Genomic DNA, 18,516 nt, shown 5'->3' on the forward strand with positions numbered 1-18,516 from the left:
GCCCCAGGGTAGGGGCCCGCCGCGGCACTGTCTTTGGGATGCCACACACGAGCTTATAGCACGCGCATTCGATTTGCCGGACTCGCAAGTCCTCTTCACCCGAACGTGTGGCGGCCGCACAATCTTCCCGCCCCGCCACACGCCCATACGCTGCGGAAACGCCCCCGTCAAGCAAAGCCCGGCAGCGCCCGCTCCAGCGCATCGAACGTCCGCCGCAGCACCTCCGCCTGCTCAACGGCCACCTCGTCCACCGGGTCACCCCCGAGCTGCCGGGACGCGGTGTCGACGTATGCCACCCGGATCGCCGCGACGGTCAGCGCCGCGCCCAGCCGTGCCTCATGACCGGGCCGCTCCGCGTCGCCCCCCGCGGCCTCGGCGAGCAGTGCGGCGAGCACGCCCTCCATCTCCTCGACCGCCTCCCGTCCCCGCGCCCGCAGCGCCGGGGAGTCCAGCACCGTGCGCCAGAAGTGCTCGGACCCCTCCCCCACCCCGCCCAGCGGATGCCGCTCCGCCAGCAGGGCGAGCACCCGCCGGCGCAGCGCGGCGAGGGGCGACTCCTCCGGGCCGCGCTCCCGGACGGCGCGGACGTAGTGGTGGCGGGGGGCGGCCCGGTGGGGCTGATGCTCGCCTGCGAACTCGCACTGGCAGAGATACCGGTCATCGTCCTGGAGCGGCTGACCGAAGTGGACACGACGATCAAGGCGGGGTCGGTCAAGTGGAATTCGACGGGCCGCCCGCGGACCGTGAAGCCCCCGTCACCGCCGAGGAGTTGGAGGAGTCCCTGCGCAAGGTGTCCGGGGTGCCGGACGTCAGGATCCACAAGGTGCTCTCGGCGACCCGGTTCACGGACAACGCGCGCCAGGTACCGGACTACCGCTCCGGGCGGGTACTACTGGCCGGTGACGCGGCCCATGTGCACTCGCCGTTCGGCGGCCAGGGGCTGAATCTCGGTATCGGTGACGGGATGAACCTCGGCTGGAAGCTGGCCGCCACGGTACGCGGCCGGGCGCCGGAGGGACTGCTCGACACGTACACCGCCGAACGGCACCCCCTGGGTGCTTGGGTGCTGGAGTGGACCCGGGCCCAAGTGGCCCTGATGCGGCCGGAGTCGCATGCGCGGGCGCTGCGCGGGGTGCTCGCGGAACTGACCGGGACCGTCACCGCCACCACCTTCTTCGCCAAGAAGATCTCCGGGGTCGGCCAGCGCTACGACCTGCCCGGCGGCCATCCGCTGACCGGCCGCAGCGCCCCGGACCTGGAGCTCTCCGACGGCACCCGGCTCGCCGGCCATCTGCACGACGGGCGCGGGCTGTTGCTCGATCTCGCCGAGGACGCCGGGGTGCGGGCTGCCGCCGCGGGGTACGGCGACCGGGTGCGGGTGGTCACCGTGGGCTGCCCCGGGCGGCCCGGCCTGACCGGACTGCTGGTGCGGCCGGACGGCTGCACCGCCTGGGCGGCGGACTCCGGCGGCCCGGACACCCGGGACGAGCTGGCCACGGCGCTCCGCAGCTGGTTCGGCACACCGGACGGCGCGGTGGCCTGACCCGCGGGGCGGGTGGCGCGGACCAGCCCTCCCGTTCGGCTGATACGCGCTCCCCGCCCCGCCCGCGTACGCCCCGACCGGCGTCGACCGACTCCCACAGCCGCCCGGACAGCGCTAGCGTCGCACCATGACCCTCACCCCGTCTGACTTCCCGCACGATGTGGCAGCCGTCCGCGAGGCCACCGACCGGCTCCTGGTCTCGGTGAGCAAGCTCGACGACGCGGCGATCGGCGAGCCGTCGCTGCTCCCCGGCTGGACCCGCGGCCATGTCCTCGCCCATCTGGCGCGCAACGCGGACGCGCTGGGCAACCTCCTCACCTGGGCGCGTACGGACGTACGGACCCCGATGTACGCCAGCGCCGAGGCGCGCGAGCGCGATATCGAGCAGGGCGCGGACCGGCCGCTGGCGGCGCAGCTGGAGGATCTCCGGGAGACCGCAGCGCGCTTCGACGCGGCGATGGAGGAGCTGCCGGAGGCCCGGCGGGCGTTCGAGGTCGAGATGCGCAACGGCGTCGTCGAGCGGGCCGACCGGCTGCCGCTGCGCCGGCTGGCCGAGCTCGAACTGCACCATGTCGACCTCGGCGTCGGCCACACCGTCGACCAGCTGTCCCCCGCGTTCATCGACCGTGAGCTGGACTTCCTGTCCGCGATCAAATTCGCCGGGCACCCGGACCTGCCCCCGCTGGAGCTGCGCGCCGACGACGGCCGCCGGTGGCGCACCGGCCGCACGGCCACCGGGCCGGACGCCGCGGCCGCCCCCCTGGTGGTGACGGGCTCCGCGGCCGACCTGGTCGGCTGGCTCACCGGCCGCGGCGACCACGCCAAACTGGACAGCCACGGCTGCGTACTGCCCGCCGTACCGCCGCTTTAGAGTGGTCCCATGGGCTACAGCGGAGCAGTGAAGGTCGGCGGACCGGCCGACGTGCACGAGCTGACCGACCTGATGATTTCCAAGGTCGCGGTCGGTCCGATGAACAACAACGCCTATGTGCTGCGGTGCCGGGCGACCGATGAGCAGCTGCTGATCGACGCGGCCGCCGAACCGCACACCCTCCTCTCGCTGATCGGCGACAGCGGTATCGCCTCCGTGGTCACCACCCACCGGCACGGTGACCACTGGGGCGCGCTGCGCGAGGTCGTCGAGGCGACGGGCGCGCGGACCTACGCGGGGCGGTACGACGCGGAGGGCATTCCCGTCCCCACGGATGTGCCGGTCGAGGACGGCGACACCCTCACCGTCGGCCGGGTCGAACTGACCGCGCGCCACCTGGTCGGGCACACCCCGGGCAGTATCGCGCTGGTCTACGACGACCCGCACGGCGCCCCGCATCTGTTCACCGGGGACTGCCTGTTCCCCGGCGGCGTCGGCAACACCTTCGGCAGCGCCGAGAACTTCGCCCGTCTCATCGACGACGTGGAACACAAGCTCTTCGGCGAACTGCCCGACGAGACCTGGGTGTATCCCGGCCACGGCAACGACACCACGCTCGGCGCGGAGCGCCCGCAGCTCGCGGAGTGGCGCAAGCGCGGCTGGTAGCACGGGTGGCGCGGCGGATCACGGTGACGTACTGACAGGCGCTGACCCGTACACGGCGACGGCGCCCGGCCCCGCCCCTGGAGGGAGCGGGAACCGGGCGCCGTCGACGCTCTTCCGGGGCCTGGGTGCCGGCCTTAAGCGTCTATGCGCTCCTTGGCCGTGGCCTCGGCCGCGGCCTGCTTCTTCGAGGCTCGCAGGCTGGTGAGGGTCGTGATGACCAGGACTGCGCAGATCACGCCCAGCGAGACCGGAATGCTGATCTCCGGGACCGGCACGCCGGACTCGTGGAGGGCGTGCAGCACCAGCTTCACGCCGATGAAGCCCAGGATGACCGACAGGCCGTACGAGAGGTGGACCAGCTTCTTGAGCAGTCCGCCGATCAGGAAGTACAGCTGCCGCAGACCCATCAGGGCGAAGGCGTTGGCGGTGAAGACGATGTACGGGTCCTGGGTGAGGCCGAAGATCGCCGGGATGGAGTCCAGGGCGAAGAGGACGTCGGTGGTACCGATCGCCAGCATGACGATCAGCATCGGCGTCATCAGCCGCTTGCCGTTCTCGACGATGAACAGCTTGGTGCCGTGGTACTTGTCGGTCGACGGGAAGCGCTTCTCGACCAACTTCAGGAAGCGGTTCTCCTCGAACTCCTCGTCCTCCTGGTCGGCGCGCGCCTCCTTGATGAGCTTCCAGGCGGTCCAGATGAGGAACGCGCCGAAGAGGTAGAAGATCCAGGAGAAGTTGGCGATGATCGCGGCGCCCGCACCGATGAAGCCGGCCCGCAGCACCAGCGCGATCAGCACACCCACCATCAGCACCCGCTGCTGGTAGATCGCCGGGACCGCGAACTTCGCCATGATCAGCACGAAGACGAAGAGGTTGTCGACGCTCAGGGACTTCTCGGTGATGAATCCGGCGAAGAACTCACCGGCCGGTGCGGTGCCGCCGAACAGCAGCAGCCCGACGCCGAACAGCGCGGCGAGGGCGATCCAGACACCGGTCCAGATTCCGGCCTCCTTGAGGGAGACCTCGTGTGGTTTGCGGCCGCCGATGAAGAAGTCGGCGGCGATCAGGGCGCAGAGACCAAGGATGGTCAGCACCCACAGGTTCAGGGAAACGTCCACTGCTCCTCCGGCAGAGTCGTACGGCACTTACAGCGTCGTCGCTGCCGGAGGTCTCTTCCGCCCCGTCCGCCCGAAGAGGGACGGGACCGACGCCCCGGGATCTCGTCACACTCGCAATCCGTGATGACGGGTACGTCGTGGTGGGAATACTCCCCTCCGCACAAAGAAGCGTAAAGGAAGACCAATGAATAGTAAAGAAAAAGGTAAAATGGCTGGTCAGGAGGCCCGGCGGGCCGCAGCGAGCCGACCCAGCACCTGACGCACCACCTGGCTGCCCGGCGGAGCGAGCGGCGGCTCGTACGTCCAGGCATGGCCGACCCAGGGGTCGGCGAGGTGCGCATCGGGCACCGGAGTGAGACGCAGCAGGGAACGCCACAGCGGATCCAGGACCGGGCCGTACTCCCGGCTCTGGGCGCGGTCGGCGACCAGCATCAGATGCACCCCGACCGCCGGCCCCTCGTCGGCCAGATAGCGGAGCCGGGTGAGGGCACGGTCATCGAAGCCGTGCGGGAAGTCATGCACGATCAGCAGCTGCTCGGCGGTGTCGAGATCCACCGGCAGCGCGTCCGCGGCGCGATGGCGGACGGCCATCTGGACGAGCTCCACCCGCCGGGTCAGCTCCTCCAGGACCGCCGCCACACCCTTGGCGCCGGGCAGCGGGTAGGCGGGCAGGGCGCCGCTCTCCACCAGCGGCGCCAGCGCGGGCGCGGCGGCCCCGGCCGGGTCGATGACCTGGACCGCGAACTCACCGGCGGGGTGGATGGCGAGCAGCCGGGCGGCGATCGCGACGGCCGACTCCATGGCCAGGCGGCGCAGCTCGGCCCCGTCCGGCGCCCCGTCCGTGAGCGCACCGGGCAGCTCCCGCCGGCCGATGTCCCGCTCGGGGCCGGGACCGCCGCGGCCGTAGCTGTCGGGCCCGCTGTCGATCCACAGCCCGCGCTCCAGCGGCAGCCGCACCAGCATGGGGATACGCAGGTCCAGGACTTCCGGGAGGTGCAGATCGCCCAGGCGCAGCGCCATCGGGCGCTCCAGCGGGACGTGGTAGCCCTGCCATACGGGGTTGTCCCAACGGGCGAAGGCGGGCGGCAGCGCGGGCTCCACGACCTCCGACTCGGCTGTCAGCTGCGCGAGGTCGCGGTCGAGGGCGGCGCGGGCCTGGGTGACGAGGGTGGCGTGCTTGTCGCGGGCGGTGGCGCGCGCGGCGTCGCCCGCCGTGCCGAGCCGGGCGCGCGGGTCGGCGAGGGCCCGGTCGAGCTCCTGCTCCAGGCGGGTCTCGGCGAAGTCGGCGGCGCTGCGGTACGCGGCGACCGAGCGCGCCAGATCCTCGAACATGCCCCAGACCTGGTTGTAGAGCCGCTCGTCCATGCTCCAGCCGGCGGCGTCACCGGCGACCGGCAGCGGGGAGCCGTCCGGTGCGGTCGGACCCGTGGCCGAGGGGGACGGGCCGGCCGGGCGCGGGGAAGACGGGGCGGGGGCGGCCGGGGCGGGTGTGCTGCGGCGGCGGGGGTGCCGGTAGTCGATGGGGCCGCCGTCCGCCGAGGTGGGCGGCAGGTCTCCGGCCTTCGGGCCGGCGGCGGACTTCGCGCCTACGCCGGTCCCGGGGCCGGCTGCGGTTCCGGAGCCGGGGCGGGGACCGGATGCGGTTCCGGGACCGGGGCGGGGACCGGATGCGGTTCCGGTCCCGGATACGGCTTCAGTCCCGGCACCGGTTCCCGCCCCGGCCCCGGAAGGTGTCGGGCCGTCAGCTGCTGTGGGGGGTGCGGGGGACGGCCGGTCCTGGGCGGGCGCGGCGGCCGGGCCGGTGCCGGGGCGTTCGGACCGGCCGGCCGTCATGGGGGCGGGGACCGCACGGGCCTGCCCCCGGCCGACCGCTTCCTCGATCTCCGCGGCCAGCTCCGCCGCCTGCGACAGCCCCTGGTCCCGCAGCATCGCCGGGAGGCCACCGGCGTAGCCCTGGCCCACGGCGCGCACCTTCCAGGCGTCCTGCCTGCGGTAGAGCTCCACGGCGACGACGGCGGACTCGGCGCCCAGGCCGGTGATCGGGTAGCGGACGATGCCGGTGCCGTCGAGGCCGGTGACCGTGACGGCGGGTGCGGCGGCGGCGCCGAAGGCGGTCAGCCCGCCGATCCCGCTGGGCAGCGCCAGCAGCACGCTCACCCGGTGGACGGCGGCGGGCAGCGCGTCGAGATCGACCGCGATGCGGTGCTCGGCGGCCGCCTGGCGGGGAACCTCGATGCCGGTGCGGCGGGGCGCGCCCGGGTGGGCCACCGCCTCGACGCCGGAGAGCCTGCCCTGCTCGTCGCCGAGGGTCACCCCGGCCACGACGGGGCCGCCCGCCGCCACCCGGATCTCCACCCGTGTCCGGTCCAGTGGATGGTTCTGCCCCCGGACCAGCTCGGCCGTCATCGTTGTTCCCCCTGGTAGTGATGGCGTTCCCCGGGCCGGACGCCGGGCGCGGGCCCGGAGCGGCGGCGCGGCCCGGTGCGCGCTGCCACGACGGTGGTGGCTACAGGTGCGGCACGATCGCCGGCACGAGGTCCTGGAAGGTGCGGCCGACACAGGGCTCGCCGATGGCGGTCATCTGCCAGCCGCTGCCGGTGCGGTGCACCTTGGACATGACCTGTGCGGTGTAGTCGCCGCCGCCCGTGAGGGTGTAGCGGGCCAGCTCCTGGCCGGTGGACTCGTCCACCAGACGGCAGAAGGCGTCCTGCACCTCGGCGAAGGTCTGGCCGGTGAAGGAGTTGACGGTGAACACGATCTGGTCGATGTGCACCGGGACCCGCGCCAGGTCGACCAGGATCGCCTCGTCGTCGCCACCCTGGCCCGCGCCGCCGACCAGGTTGTCGCCGGTGTGCCGGACCGCGCCGTCATCGCTGACCAGATGCTGGAAGAAGACGACGTCTATCGGCTTCTTGTCGGCGAACAGCACCGCCGAGGCATCCAGGTCGATCTCGCTGGTCCGCCGCCCGAACAGGCCACGGCGCGGCGCCGAGCGCCACCCCAGCCCCATCCGCACCGCGGTCAGGGCTCCTCCGTCGGACTTCTGCAGGCTGATGCCCTGCCCCTTGGACAAATTGACCGACACGCGCCGTCCCCTCTCTCGTACTGTCCCCGCCCAGCTTTCCGGCGGCCCTTCGACCCTATGCACGGCGGCGGGCCGGGCACGCACAAGGCCCGCGTTTTGTGGCGCTTCTGCAACACACCGGTCCGCTGAGCACACCGCGCCCACGTGCGGCGATACCCGCCCCTGGCCGGTGCGGCCCGCCACCCGGACGGCCCGGCCGCGTACGTCCCCGACCTCCCCCTCAGCGCACGCCTGCCGCCTCTACTTCACCCCGGCCTCCCTCATTTGCCGCAGCTCCTTCTTCAGTTCACCCACCTCGTCGCGCAGCCGGGCGGCGACCTCGAACTGGAGCTCCGCCGCGGCGGCACGCATCCGCTCCGTCATCTCCTCGATGAGCGCGGCCAGTTCGGCGGCGGGACGGTCCGTCAGCTCCGCGCCGGCCTTGCCGCCCTTGCCCTTCGCGCCCTTGGCACCGAGCGCCGGGACCGGTGCCTTGCCCTTGGCGTCCTTGCCCTCGGAGCCCTTGCGGTAGCCCGTGCCCAGCAGCTCCTGGGTGTCGATCTCCTCGCGGGCGAGGGTGGCGACGATGTCGCCGATCTTCTTGCGGAGCGGCTGCGGGTCGATGCCGTTCTCCTTGTTGTACGCCAGCTGCTTCTCCCGGCGGCGGTTGGTCTCATCGATGGCCTTCTCCATCGCCCGGGTGACCTTGTCGGCGTACATGTGCACCTGTCCGGAGACGTTGCGTGCCGCGCGTCCGATGGTCTGGATGAGCGCCGAACCGGAGCGCAGGAAGCCCTCCTTGTCGGCGTCCAGAATGGCCACCAGGGAGACCTCGGGGAGGTCGAGGCCCTCCCGCAGCAGGTTGATGCCCACCAGGACGTCGTACTCACCCGATCGCAGCTCCCGCAGCAGCTCCACCCGGCGCAGGGTGTCCACGTCGCTGTGCAGATAGCGGACCTGGATACCGAGCTCGAGGAAGTAGTCCGTGAGGTCCTCGGCCATCTTCTTGGTGAGGGTGGTGACCAGGACGCGCTCGTTCTTGTCCGTGCGCGTACGGATCTCGTGCACCAGGTCGTCGATCTGCCCGTCGGTGGGCTTGACCACCACCTCCGGGTCGACCAGGCCGGTCGGGCGGATGATCTGCTCCACGAAGCCGTCGCCCCGGGCGAGCTCGTACGAGCCCGGGGTCGCGGACAGATAGACGGTCTGGCCGATGCGCTCCAGGAACTCTTCCCACTTCAGCGGCCGGTTGTCCAGGGCGGACGGCAGCCGGAAGCCGTGCTCGACCAGGGTCCGCTTACGCGAGGCGTCGCCCTCGTACATGGCGCCGATCTGCGGGACGGTCACATGCGACTCGTCGATGACCAGGAGGAAGTCGTCGGGGAAGTAGTCGATGAGGGTGTTGGGCGCGGAGCCGGGTTCACGGCCGTCCATGTGCATCGAATAGTTCTCGATGCCCGAGCAGGAGCCGATCTGCCGCATCATCTCGATGTCGTACGTGGTGCGCATCCGCAGCCGCTGGGCCTCCAGATGCTTGCCCTGCTTCTCCATCGTGGCGAGGCTGTCCGCCAGCTCCGCCTCGATCCCGGCGATGGCCTTCTCCATGCGCTCGGGGCCGGCGATGTAGTGGCTGGCCGGGAAGATGTACAGCTCCCGGTCGTCGCTGATCACCTCGCCGGTGAGCGGGTGCAGGGTGGACAGCGCCTCGATCTCGTCGCCGAACATCTCGATCCGCACGGCCAGCTCTTCGTAGACCGGGAAGATCTCGATGGTGTCGCCGCGCACCCGGAAGGTGCCACGGGTGAAGGCCACGTCGTTGCGGGTGTACTGGATGTCGACGAAGCGGCGCAGCAGCTGGTCGCGGTCGATCTCGTCGCCGACCTTCAGCGGCACCATCCGGTCCACGTACTCCTGCGGGGTGCCCAGACCGTAGATGCAGGACACCGAGGCGACCACGACGACGTCACGCCGGGTGAGCAGCGAATTCGTCGCGGAGTGGCGCAGCCGTTCGACCTCCTCGTTGATGGAGGAGTCCTTCTCGATGTACGTATCGGACTGCGGGACGTACGCCTCGGGCTGGTAGTAGTCGTAGTAGGAGACGAAGTACTCGACGGCGTTGTTGGGCAGCAGCTCGCGGAATTCGTTGGCGAGCTGGGCCGCGAGGGTCTTGTTGGGCGCCATCACGAGTGTGGGGCGTTGCAGCTTCTCGATCATCCACGCGGTGGTCGCCGACTTGCCGGTGCCGGTCGCACCCAGCAGGACGACGTCCTTCTCACCCCCGCGGATGCGCCGCTCCAGCTCGGCGATGGCCGCCGGCTGGTCGCCATTGGGCTGGTAGGGGCTGACGACCTCGAAGGGCGCCACCGTGCGTTCGATCTTTGATACGGGCCGCATGGGATCCACCGTACGACCCAGCACTGACAACCGACGTGGCCAATGCCCCGACCTGCGGCTTTACCGCGGGGGCGGCCGGTGCCCGCGGCGGGCGCGGGGCGTTCGCCGCCGGGCGTCGGGCGGTGGGGCGGCCGGGCGACGCGGCGGGACGGCGGCGAGCGCGGGGCGGCGCGGTGCTGAGCGGCGGCGCGGGGCAGTCAGGTGGCGGTACCCGGCGGGCCGGGGCCGCCGCGGAATCAGGGCGCACGCGGGACGCCGTGCGGGACGTGCCCTCTGCGTCCCCGGGACTCCCCCTTCTTCCCGGCCGGAGGCAGGTCCGTGAGCGCGTCGCGCCCGTGCCCGGAGCCCGCCGCGCCGGTCCGTCCAGCGAGCTGTTCGACCAAAACCGGTCAGAAGCACGAGGGGTGACGCATCATCGGCCAAGATGCGCGGATGCCGCGCCTCCGGCAAGTTGGACGACGGCGGAGCGTACGTCTGTGGCAGGGCTGATCCGGGCATCCTGCAACTGCGCGCTGCTCCAGAACGGCACACCGGCCACGTCTCGTTCAGGTCCCGGACACCACACGACCGTCTCCCGCTACGGCCCGGCTGCGAGCCTCTGTCCGTCCGACCCGGTTCACGTCACTTCACGTCAGCTCACGTCCACGACGTCACGAGGAGCCCGTATGCGTATTCGCCCCGTCGCCACCGTTGTCTCCGGTGCGCTCATGGGTCTGTCCACGCTCGCCCTCTCCCCGGCCGCCGCCCAGGCCGCGCCGGCCGGACACGCACCGCTGACGGTCGCCCACCGCGGCGCCTCGTCGTACGCGCCCGAGAACACCCTCGCCGCGATCGACGCGGCCGACCGGCTCGGTATCGAGTGGGTCGAGAACGACGTACAGCGCACCAAGGACGGCGAGCTGGTCATCCTCCATGACAACTCGCTCGCCCGGACGACGAACGTCGAGCAGGTCTTCCCCGGGCGCTCGCCCTGGAACGTCTCGGACTTCACCCTCGACGAGATCGAGAAGCTGGACGCGGGCAGCTGGTTCGGGCCGAAGTTCCGGGGGGAGCGGGTGCCGACCCTGGAGGACTACATGGATGAGGTCGAGCACAACGACCAGAGCCTCCTGATGGAGCTCAAGTCGCCGGAGCTCTACCCGGGCATCGAGCTCCAGACCCTCACGGAGCTGCGCCGCGCGGGCTGGCTGGACAAGGGGCACGTGAAGCGCCGTCTGATCATCCAGAGCTTCAACGCCGACGCCATCAAGACCGTGCACAGCCTCCGGTCGGACATCAAGACGGGCTTCCTCGGCAATCCCTCGGTCGCCGACCTCCCGAAGTTCGCGAAGTACTGCGACCAGATCAATCCCGTCCACACGGCGGTCACCCGGGAGTACGTCGCCGCCGTGCACGGTCTGCGCGGCCCGCACCGCAAGGCGCTGGACCTGTACACCTGGACCGTCGACGACCCGGCAGTCGCGGTGAAGGCCGCCGGTCTGGGCGTCGACGGGATCATCACCAACAAGCCCGACGTGGTGCGGGACGCCCTGGAGAAGCACGACGACGGCTGAGTGGCCGACGGGACGGGGCGTGCGGCGCCGGGCGCCGGTCCGTTCCCCGTCGCGTTGTCAGTGGTGCGTCCTACCCTGATCAGGTGACGTATGAAGAGCAGGATTCCGGTCCGGCGACACCACCGGACGCGGCACCGGACGCGGCGGCGCGGCGCGACTGGGCCTGGGGAGGGCTGACGACCCCCATCGGCCCGCTGCTGCTCGCCGCGACCCGGGAGGGCCTGGTCCAGGTCGTCTTCCATGCCGATGAGCGGACGACCCGCGGTGCGCTGGCCCGTCTGGAGCAGTTCTTCGGCGGACCGCCCCTCGCGGAGATACCTCATCTGACGACGGCCACCGCCGAGCTGACCGCCTACTTCGCCGGGGAGCTGCGGTCCTTCACCGTCCCCCTGGACTGGTCGCTGTCCGCCGGCTTCAATGCCCGGGTCCTGCACGCGCTGGCCGACGGCGTCCCCTATGGCAGCGTCGTCGGCTATCAGGACCTCGCCGACCGGGTCGGGGAGCCGGGCGCCGCCCGTGCCGTGGGCGCGGCGATGGGTTCCAATCCGCTGCCGGTCGTCGTCCCCTGCCACCGGGTCGTGGCCAGTGACGGCGGGATCGGCGGCTTCGGCGGCGGCCTGGAGACCAAGCGCCTGCTGCTGGCCCTGGAAGGTGTGCTGCCCGCCCCGCTCTTCTGATCCCGACCGTCGTCCGGCCTCGCCGAGGCCGGCTCCCATGAAGGCAGCGTCATGTCCCGTCAGATCGCTCTGCTCCGCGGCATCAACGTCGGCGGCCACAACTCCTTCCCCAAGGCGAAGCAGCTGGAGCTGGCCGAGTCGCTGGGCTACCAGGACGTCTCGGTCCTGCTCCAGACCGGCAATATCGTCTTCGCCGACCCCGGTACACCGCCCCAGGAGACGGCCCGGGTGATCCATGACCGGATCGCCGCCGACCTCGGTCTGACGGTGCCGGTGATCGTCCGGACCGGTACCGAGCTGGCCGCCGCCGTCGCCGCGAACCCGTTTCCGCAGGCCGTGCCGGAGCCCAAGAGCCTCCATGTCACGTTCCTGTCGGCGGTGCCGGCCGACACCTCCCGGCTCGACGCACTCGACCCGGCCGCGTTCACGCCCGATCAGTACCGGCTGATCGGGCGCGAACTGTATCTGTGGTGCCCCGGCGGCATCGGCCGCTCCAAGCTGGCCGACGCGGTGAGCCGCGCACCGCTGGGGGTCACTGCCACCGCCCGTAACTGGAACACCGTCACCAAGCTGCTGGCCCTGGCGGCCGCCTGAGACCCCGCCACCGGCCCGTCAGCGCCAGCCGTAGCGCTCGCGCAGCCGGTTGCCGACCAGGTTGAAACGGCCCCGGTCCAGGGCGCAGGCCTCGCGCCGCATCCCGGCCGGGTGCACCCGCAGCACCCGGTCCACGGCGACCCATGAGTCGCGCCCCGCGCGGTCCCACGGGCCGGCCCCTATCGGGACCCACTCCCGGTCGTTGTTGTGGCGCTTGCTGGACAGCTGCACGGCCAGCAGCGTGCCGCCCGCCTCCCGGGCGACGACCAGCACCGGGCGGTCCTTGCCCCGGCCGTCGTTCTCCTCGTAGGGCACCCAGGTCCACACGATCTCGCCGGGGTCCGGGTCGCCGTCAGGGTCCGGCGCATAGGTCATCTTCACGGCGCCGACCGAGCGCGGCCGGGCCTCCACGGTGGCGGTGGGGCCCTGGCTGCCGGGCAGCGCGTCGGGCTCGTCGGATGCAGGGAATGAAGTCGTCACGGGGCCACGCTAACCGCCGTCCCGCAGGCGCCGGTCAGCGGTCCGCGCCCGGCGTCTCCACGGTCGATTGTCAGTGGTCGGCCGTACGGTTTCTACAGCGGGGGACGGCCGTCGGGCCGCCCGGGGAGGGGGAGAGAGATGTCCGGGGCCGCGAGATATCCGGCGCTTTCACAAGAGGGCTGCGGCGCCCATGAGTTGCTTCGGCAGCCCGTCTGGGAGCGGCCGCCCGACGAGGACGAACCCGCGTGCCGGGAAGGCCACTTCGGACGCCGCGGACGCTCACTCCGGTCCGCTCCAGGCCGGCCGGCGGGGATCGTCGGCCCGTACGACCACATCGGCCGCCTCCTCGGGCCGGGTCTCGGCCTCGTAGCGCGCGAAGGCGGGCAGTGTCCAGCGCTCGTCCTCCGGGGTGCGGCGGGCGAGCGCGGCCGGCGACAGCTTCAGGTGGACCGAGAGATCGAAGGGAAACCAGTGACCGAGCAGCAGGGGACCGTGCAACAGCAGGACGCCGCCGGGCGGCAGCTCCACGTACGCACTGCGGGTCGCCCGGTCCGCCACCGGATCCCACAGGTCCGGGAGCACCCGCCCGGTGCCGCCCGGCTCCAGCGGCTGGAAGATCTCGCGCCACAGCGCCTGCCGGTCGAACCACTCGTCGTGGTAGGCGTCGGGATCCTCCCGGCCGTATTCGAGCCGCAGCGAGGCGGGGCGCAGAAAGCCGAAGGTGCCGGCCTTGTGCACCGCCCGCCCCCGCAGCCGCAGCTCCTCGGCGAGCCGGGCGGCCAGCTCACCGGGCGACGCGGCGGGAGCCCCGTCGACGGCCACCCGCAGCCACGGGCTCCCGTCCTTCGCCGGCATCGCGACCAGCCGCTCGGCGAGCGCGTCGGTGAGCCGTTCCCAGGTGATCGCTTCGAGCCGCACCCCGCCATTCTGCACGGCCGCCCGGCGCGGGCCGCCTCATGAGGGGACGGGCGGCCGGGGGCCGCGCGTCAGGCCTGGTCCGCGGACGGGCTGGCCGCTCCGTAGCGGCTGAGTTCGGCCGCCGCCTCCTTCGTCGCCTCGATGACGCCGTCGGGGGCCACCGGCATCACGGACTTGAGCTTGAGGAGCAGGACCGCGCCCATGATGGAGCCGTCCCACATGATCGGCGCCGCGCAGGAGTTCCAGCCGGCCATGCACTCCTCGTACCCGAGGGCGTAGCCGAGGTCGCGAACCTCCGCGAGGGAGTCCAGCAGGGCGCCGTTGTCGCGGAAGACACCGGGTCCCGCCTGGTCGGGTACGGGCTCGGCCAGCACCCGCTGCTGGAGCACCTCCGGCAGGTAGGCGAGGATCGTCCGCCCGGAGGCGCCGGTGCGCAGGGAACGCGTCACGGACAGCACATCGCGTGGCGTCATGCCCAGCTCCGCGAGGTCGGAATCGCCGACGGCCATGTCGACGCACTGCCGTTGGGCACCGGAGAACGGGGCCACCATGTAGAGGAACGCCAGCCCGCTGTCGGTGGCCGTCCGCAGTTCGCGGAGCACCGTCTGCGAGATCTCGCCGTCGATCCGGTGGTCGAGCGCGGTGAAGGCGAGCTGTGCGGCCGAGGTCCGCAGCCGGTAGAGGCCGCGGTCCACCCGCTCGAAGATGCGCTGGTAGATACCGGACTGAAGGATGCGGTAGACGACGGAGTCGTCCAGGCCGGTGAACTCGGCGATCTCACCGGGCCCGTGGGCGGATCCGCCCAGCTCGGCGAAGGCAGTCTGGACGAGGAAGACCCGCTCGGCATGGCCGGATCCCGATGCCCGGGAGCCCGCGGACGTCATGCCCTTGGGCGCCTGGCGCGTCTTCTTGGAGTGGCCCGCGGTGCGCGGCGCCACGCCGGTGGCGGGCTCGGCGGCCGGGGCCGGCGATCCCGTGGCTGCGGTGCTGTGACCCATCGTGTGCTCTCTCCCCTGGCGGTGATCCGCGCCCGAAGGCGCGCGGCATGTGCGGCACGGGCCGCCCCCTTTGCCCGCTGCTCCCGATGGACGGCCCCGGGCGGTGCTCCCGCGCCCCCGGTACCCGTCCGGTCCCCCGGGCCGCCCGTCTTACCGGGTGACGTCGAGCGCCAGCTTCCCGGTCGGGGTGCGGGCGGCCAGCTCGTGGTGCGCCCGTGCCGCCTCCCCGAGCCCGTAGACGGCGCCGGTCAGCGGCTTGAGGGTGCCCTCGGCGACCGCGTCGAACAGGGCCCGCATGGACGTCGGCAGCGCCGTACGGTCCGCGTAGAGCTGCGGCAGCCAGAAGCCGGAGACGGTGAGGCTCCGTTCCATCAGCTCCCGGGTGGGCACGCTCGCCAGCTCGCCGCCCGCGAAGCCGTACACCGCGAGCCGCCCGCGCGGCGCGACAGCGGCAAGGGTCCGCTCGAAGGTGGCGCCACCGGTCATCTCCAGCGCCGCCGCCACGGGACCGCCGGCCGCGTCCAGGATGCGCTCCGTCAGGTCCTCGGCGGTCGAGTCGACCACCGCGTGGGCGCCCAATTCGGCGGCCAGTTTGCGCTTTTCCGGGGAGCCGGCGAGACCGATGACCTTGGCGCCGGCGCGCGCGGCGAGCTGGACGGCCAGCGACCCGACGCCGCCCGCCGCGGCGGGCACCACTACGGTCTCGCCCCCGGTGAGACGCAGCGAGGTGAACAGCAGATGCCAGGCGCTGTTGCCCTGGAGCGCCAGGGCGACGGCCTGTTCGTCACTGATGGCGTCGGGGACGTCCCAGGTGACGCGGCGGTGCAGCAGCGTCCGTTCCGCGTATCCGCCGCCGCGGCACAGCCCGACGACACGTCGCCCGCCGTCGACCGTCCCCACGACCTCGTTGCCGGGTACGTACGGCAGCTCGACGGGCGCGAGATAGGAGTCCCCCCGGGCGTGCACATCCGCGTAATTGATGCCGGCCAGGGCCACGTCGACCAGCGCGTGGCCGCCGCGGGGTGCGGGCTCGGGCACGTCTTCGAGCCGCAGCACGTCCGGGCCGCCGAATTCTCGCATCACAATCGCGCGCACGACTCTCCCTCGGGTTCTCCAGTGCGGTGCCCGCACAGGGTAGGCACGGCGGCCAACTGCCCGCGGTCACCCGATCATTTCGCGCCAACCATGCGGTGCTCCGGGGGCGCCCGCCCCTCTTCCCGCGAGGATTTCCCGCCCGCTTTCTCGCGTCGCGAGAAATCGCCACGGCGGTTTCTGCCCATTGCACCGTTTTGCTGCGCATCTACCCATCGGTATCCCGGGGGTGGCTGCCTCGTGTCTCTCGCTCAAACCCGGCTGTCGGATGTGATCGCCGCCGCCTACGATCCCGAAATGTGTCCGCTGTCGACCACATGTGACGGCCGCGTCCCCCGGGCGGAGCACGCTCCGCGAGGCAGATGTGCCCGCCCACCGCACCCGGTGATACGGGCGGGTGGTGGAGGAGGACGTGGCGGTGCGCAGGGCGGGCGGGCACGGCCTGAGGGGGAATCATGATGGGGAAATCGGGGGGCGGCAGGCCGGCGTTCGCGCCGGCCTGCCGGGACCCACAACGCGCACAGCCGCTTCCACCGGCAGCGCTGCGCTTCCTGCGGAACGCCTCCGCATCCTTGCCGTCCTCGTTGGCGGCATCCTTCACGGCTTCCTTCGCGGCCGCCTCCGACGCCGTCATCGCCGCCGCCCGCCGACGTTCCCGACCGTATGCGGCACCGCCCTTTCTGGACGTGTCCCGCTCCCGCCGGGGAACGGCGCGCCGCTGCCGAGAAAGGGACTGCCCATGAACGCGTCGAGCAGCAACGGGCTCGAGTTCACCCACCCTTACCTCGCCGTGGTGCTCGGCGGCGGTTTCACCGGCATGCTCGCCGCCGCGGCCCTGTCCGGACACGCCGATGTGATCGTCGTCGAACGGGAGCGGCTGCCGCGGACCCCCGCCCACCCCACGGACCTCCCGCAGGCCCGGCACGCGCAGTTGTTGACGGCGGACGGCGTCCGGCTGATCGACTCCGTGCTGCCCGGCAGTGCCGCGCGCTGGCTGGCGGAGGGCGCCCGCCGGATGCCGTTACCGACGGAGTTCGCCGGCCGCGCCCCTAAGGGCCGGCCGGGCCGCCGCGCACGCTCGCGGTATCTGCTCGCCTGCTCCCGCGATCTGCTCGACCGGGTCATCCGCCGGCAGGTACCGGCCCTCCCCGGGGTGACCGTCCTCGACGGAACCGAAGCGACCGAACTGACCGGTACCGCCGAACACATCACCGGCGTACGCGTCCGGGACACCACCAGCGGCGCCGGCTACCTGCTCGACGCCGACCTCGTCGTCGACGCGACGGGCCGGCACTCCGCCACCCGGGAGTGGCTGACCACACTGGGGCTGCCGGCCGCTCACGAGGACGTGGCGGACTCCGGGACCGTCTCGGCGACCCGGATCTTCCGCGCCACCGAGGGCGCGGAGAACTGCCCGGTGCTCACCGCCCGTTCGGCGCTCACCGGCCCTGGCACACGGCACCGCCGCCCGTTTCCCGAAAAGACGGCGACGCTGGTGCCGATCGAAGGCGGACGCTGGCTGGTCACGCTCACCGGCACCGGCGACGACCGGCCCTCCGAACACGCGGGCCGCTTCGTCCCGTTCGCCCGCCGCACCGGCCACCCCGCCATCGCCGACCTCATCGCCGACGCCGAGCCGCTGAGCGAGGTACGCCTCACCCGCGACACCTCGGACCGGCGGCGGCGCTACGAGCAGCTGCCGTCCTGGCCGACGGGGTTCATCGCCCTCGGCGGTGCTGTGGTCTCGCTCGCCCACGACTGCGGTCAGGGCCTGTCCCTCGCCGCCCACGGGGCCGCCGCGCTGCGCGGGGCACTGCGACGGCACGGCATCGACGAGCCGTCCCTCGCCCGGAAGATGCAGCGGACCCTCGGACGCCTCGCCCAGGAATCGTGGTCCGTGGCCACCGGCGACCTGCGCCCCTCCCCCACGACCGGCCGGGCCATCCGCCGCGCCTACCTCGACGTCCTCGCGCCCACCGCCCCCACGACCCCGCTCCTGCGCCCCACCGCCGCACTCGGTCTGCTCCGGGGGACGGCACGGACCCGGCCCACGGCCGACAGCGCACCGGCCCGGCAGGCGTCGCCCGATCCGGTCCCGGCGCCCCTCACAGCAGCGCCCGGCAGCCCGTCCGCCGCCGGTCCGCACCCCCCGGCGGCCGGTACCGCCCCGGCCCTCTCGGCGCGGCCCGCCGCCGCCCTGTCGGCCGCGCCGCCCGCGCCGGGACGGCCCCCGGCCCCGCCCCTCCCTCCCGGCTCCACACCCGCCTCCAGACGCCTCCCCCGCCCGCTCAGCTTCGGGCCGACGGCGCTGCGCCGGATCAACTGGGCGACCCGACGGAAACCGGCTGACGGCTGACGGCTGACGGCTGACGGCTGACGGCTGACGGCTGACGAGGGGACCGTGGGCGCCCGTCCGCCCGGTGGCCCTCCTCGCTCCACGACTGCACACACGCATCGGCGAGGGTCGCTCCTCGGGCGCGGCGGTCGCCGAGGAAGCTCACCGGAACCGTTGATCCCGCCGCGGACGGAGGCATCACCCCGCCAACGG

15 protein-coding genes and 1 pseudogene are annotated in these 18,516 nt (G+C 72.5%); 7 read left to right on the top strand and 9 right to left on the bottom strand.

The features are described 5' to 3' along the window. Positions 1-167 precede the first annotated feature (167 nt). Positions 168-527: a hypothetical protein gene (locus CP981_RS37615; protein WP_167536075.1), complete on the bottom strand. Its 360-nt coding sequence runs from the start codon at positions 525-527 to the stop codon at positions 168-170. Between the two features lie 173 nt (positions 528-700). Between CP981_RS37615 and CP981_RS09695 the strand changes: the two are divergent. The 3 genes and pseudogenes from CP981_RS09695 to CP981_RS09705 all read left to right on the top strand — a co-directional run. Next, positions 701-1,543, top strand: a pseudogene (locus CP981_RS09695) (FAD-dependent monooxygenase); the annotation flags it as partial. A gap of 127 nt (positions 1,544-1,670) precedes the next feature. Next, a complete protein-coding gene (locus tag CP981_RS09700) occupies positions 1,671-2,414 on the top strand; it encodes a maleylpyruvate isomerase family mycothiol-dependent enzyme (protein ID WP_085928212.1) in 744 nt (247 codons plus the stop codon). A 9-nt stretch (positions 2,415-2,423) separates the two neighbouring features. Beyond that, entirely contained in the window at positions 2,424-3,080 is a 657-nt protein-coding gene (locus CP981_RS09705) for an MBL fold metallo-hydrolase (RefSeq protein ID WP_085928211.1), read from the top strand. 134 nt (positions 3,081-3,214) lie between these two features. On the opposite strand, the gene CP981_RS09710 is transcribed toward CP981_RS09705, so the two are convergent. The 4 genes from CP981_RS09710 to uvrB form a co-directional block, all read right to left on the bottom strand. Continuing rightward, positions 3,215-4,198, bottom strand: coding sequence for a TerC family protein (locus tag CP981_RS09710; RefSeq protein WP_085928210.1), 984 nt, complete (start codon positions 4,196-4,198; stop codon positions 3,215-3,217). Between the two features lie 216 nt (positions 4,199-4,414). Then, positions 4,415-6,604 (bottom strand): TerD family protein, encoded by a 2,190-nt coding sequence (locus tag CP981_RS09715; protein WP_085928209.1) that lies wholly within the window; start codon positions 6,602-6,604, stop codon positions 4,415-4,417. Between the two features lie 100 nt (positions 6,605-6,704). Further along, on the bottom strand, positions 6,705-7,283 hold the full coding sequence (locus CP981_RS09720; RefSeq protein WP_085928208.1) for a TerD family protein: 579 nt from the start codon (positions 7,281-7,283) through the stop codon (positions 6,705-6,707). Between the two features lie 240 nt (positions 7,284-7,523). Further along, positions 7,524-9,656 (bottom strand): excinuclease ABC subunit UvrB, encoded by a 2,133-nt coding sequence (gene uvrB, locus CP981_RS09725; RefSeq protein ID WP_085928207.1) that lies wholly within the window; start codon positions 9,654-9,656, stop codon positions 7,524-7,526. 665 nt (positions 9,657-10,321) lie between these two features. Between uvrB and CP981_RS09730 the strand changes: the two genes are divergently transcribed. The 3 genes from CP981_RS09730 (at position 10,322) to CP981_RS09740 (ending at position 12,480) form a co-directional block, all read left to right on the top strand. Beyond that, positions 10,322-11,209, top strand: coding sequence for a glycerophosphodiester phosphodiesterase (locus tag CP981_RS09730; RefSeq protein ID WP_085928206.1), 888 nt, complete (start codon positions 10,322-10,324; stop codon positions 11,207-11,209). 83 nt (positions 11,210-11,292) lie between these two features. Continuing rightward, positions 11,293-11,886, top strand: coding sequence for a methylated-DNA--[protein]-cysteine S-methyltransferase (locus CP981_RS09735; protein WP_085928205.1), 594 nt, complete (start codon positions 11,293-11,295; stop codon positions 11,884-11,886). 51 nt (positions 11,887-11,937) lie between these two features. After that, a complete protein-coding gene (locus CP981_RS09740; RefSeq protein WP_085928204.1) occupies positions 11,938-12,480 on the top strand; it encodes a DUF1697 domain-containing protein in 543 nt (180 codons plus the stop codon). Positions 12,481-12,498: 18 nt separating this feature from the next. On the opposite strand, the gene CP981_RS09745 is transcribed toward CP981_RS09740, so the two are convergent. From CP981_RS09745 to CP981_RS09760, 4 genes are all read right to left on the bottom strand, one after another. Further along, positions 12,499-12,960, bottom strand: coding sequence for a type II toxin-antitoxin system PemK/MazF family toxin (locus tag CP981_RS09745; protein ID WP_085928203.1), 462 nt, complete (start codon positions 12,958-12,960; stop codon positions 12,499-12,501). A 279-nt stretch (positions 12,961-13,239) separates the two neighbouring features. Next, positions 13,240-13,878, bottom strand: a complete 639-nt coding sequence (locus tag CP981_RS09750) for a nucleoside/nucleotide kinase family protein (RefSeq protein WP_085928221.1) — start codon at positions 13,876-13,878, stop codon at positions 13,240-13,242. A 68-nt stretch (positions 13,879-13,946) separates the two neighbouring features. Beyond that, on the bottom strand, positions 13,947-14,876 hold the full coding sequence (locus tag CP981_RS09755; protein ID WP_085928202.1) for an IclR family transcriptional regulator domain-containing protein: 930 nt from the start codon (positions 14,874-14,876) through the stop codon (positions 13,947-13,949). A gap of 150 nt (positions 14,877-15,026) precedes the next feature. Continuing rightward, positions 15,027-15,971, bottom strand: coding sequence for a quinone oxidoreductase family protein (locus CP981_RS09760; protein ID WP_085928201.1), 945 nt, complete (start codon positions 15,969-15,971; stop codon positions 15,027-15,029). A gap of 736 nt (positions 15,972-16,707) precedes the next feature. On the opposite strand from CP981_RS09760, the gene CP981_RS09765 reads away from it, so the two are divergent. Continuing rightward, a complete protein-coding gene (locus CP981_RS09765; RefSeq protein ID WP_085928200.1) occupies positions 16,708-18,324 on the top strand; it encodes an FAD-dependent monooxygenase in 1,617 nt (538 codons plus the stop codon). The last annotated feature ends 192 nt before the right edge of the window (positions 18,325-18,516 follow it).

Source organism: Streptomyces platensis (assembly GCF_008704855.1).
GTDB lineage: Bacteria > Actinomycetota > Actinomycetes > Streptomycetales > Streptomycetaceae > Streptomyces > Streptomyces platensis.

Bases quoted from the DNA above. Each gene is read 5' to 3' on its own strand.
- CP981_RS09730 (WP_085928206.1), top strand. From the start codon at position 10,322: ATGCGTATTCGCCCCGTCGCCACCGTTGTCTCCGGTGCGCTCATGGGT.
- CP981_RS09740 (WP_085928204.1), top strand. From the start codon at position 11,938: ATGTCCCGTCAGATCGCTCTGCTCCGCGGCATCAACGTCGGCGGCCAC.
- CP981_RS09700 (WP_085928212.1), top strand. From the start codon at position 1,671: ATGACCCTCACCCCGTCTGACTTCCCGCACGATGTGGCAGCCGTCCGC.
- CP981_RS09705 (WP_085928211.1), top strand. From the start codon at position 2,424: ATGGGCTACAGCGGAGCAGTGAAGGTCGGCGGACCGGCCGACGTGCAC.
- CP981_RS09755 (WP_085928202.1), bottom strand. From the start codon at position 14,876: ATGGGTCACAGCACCGCAGCCACGGGATCGCCGGCCCCGGCCGCCGAG.
- uvrB (WP_085928207.1), bottom strand. From the start codon at position 9,656: ATGCGGCCCGTATCAAAGATCGAACGCACGGTGGCGCCCTTCGAGGTC.
- CP981_RS09765 (WP_085928200.1), top strand. From the start codon at position 16,708: ATGAACGCGTCGAGCAGCAACGGGCTCGAGTTCACCCACCCTTACCTC.
- CP981_RS09715 (WP_085928209.1), bottom strand. From the start codon at position 6,604: ATGACGGCCGAGCTGGTCCGGGGGCAGAACCATCCACTGGACCGGACA.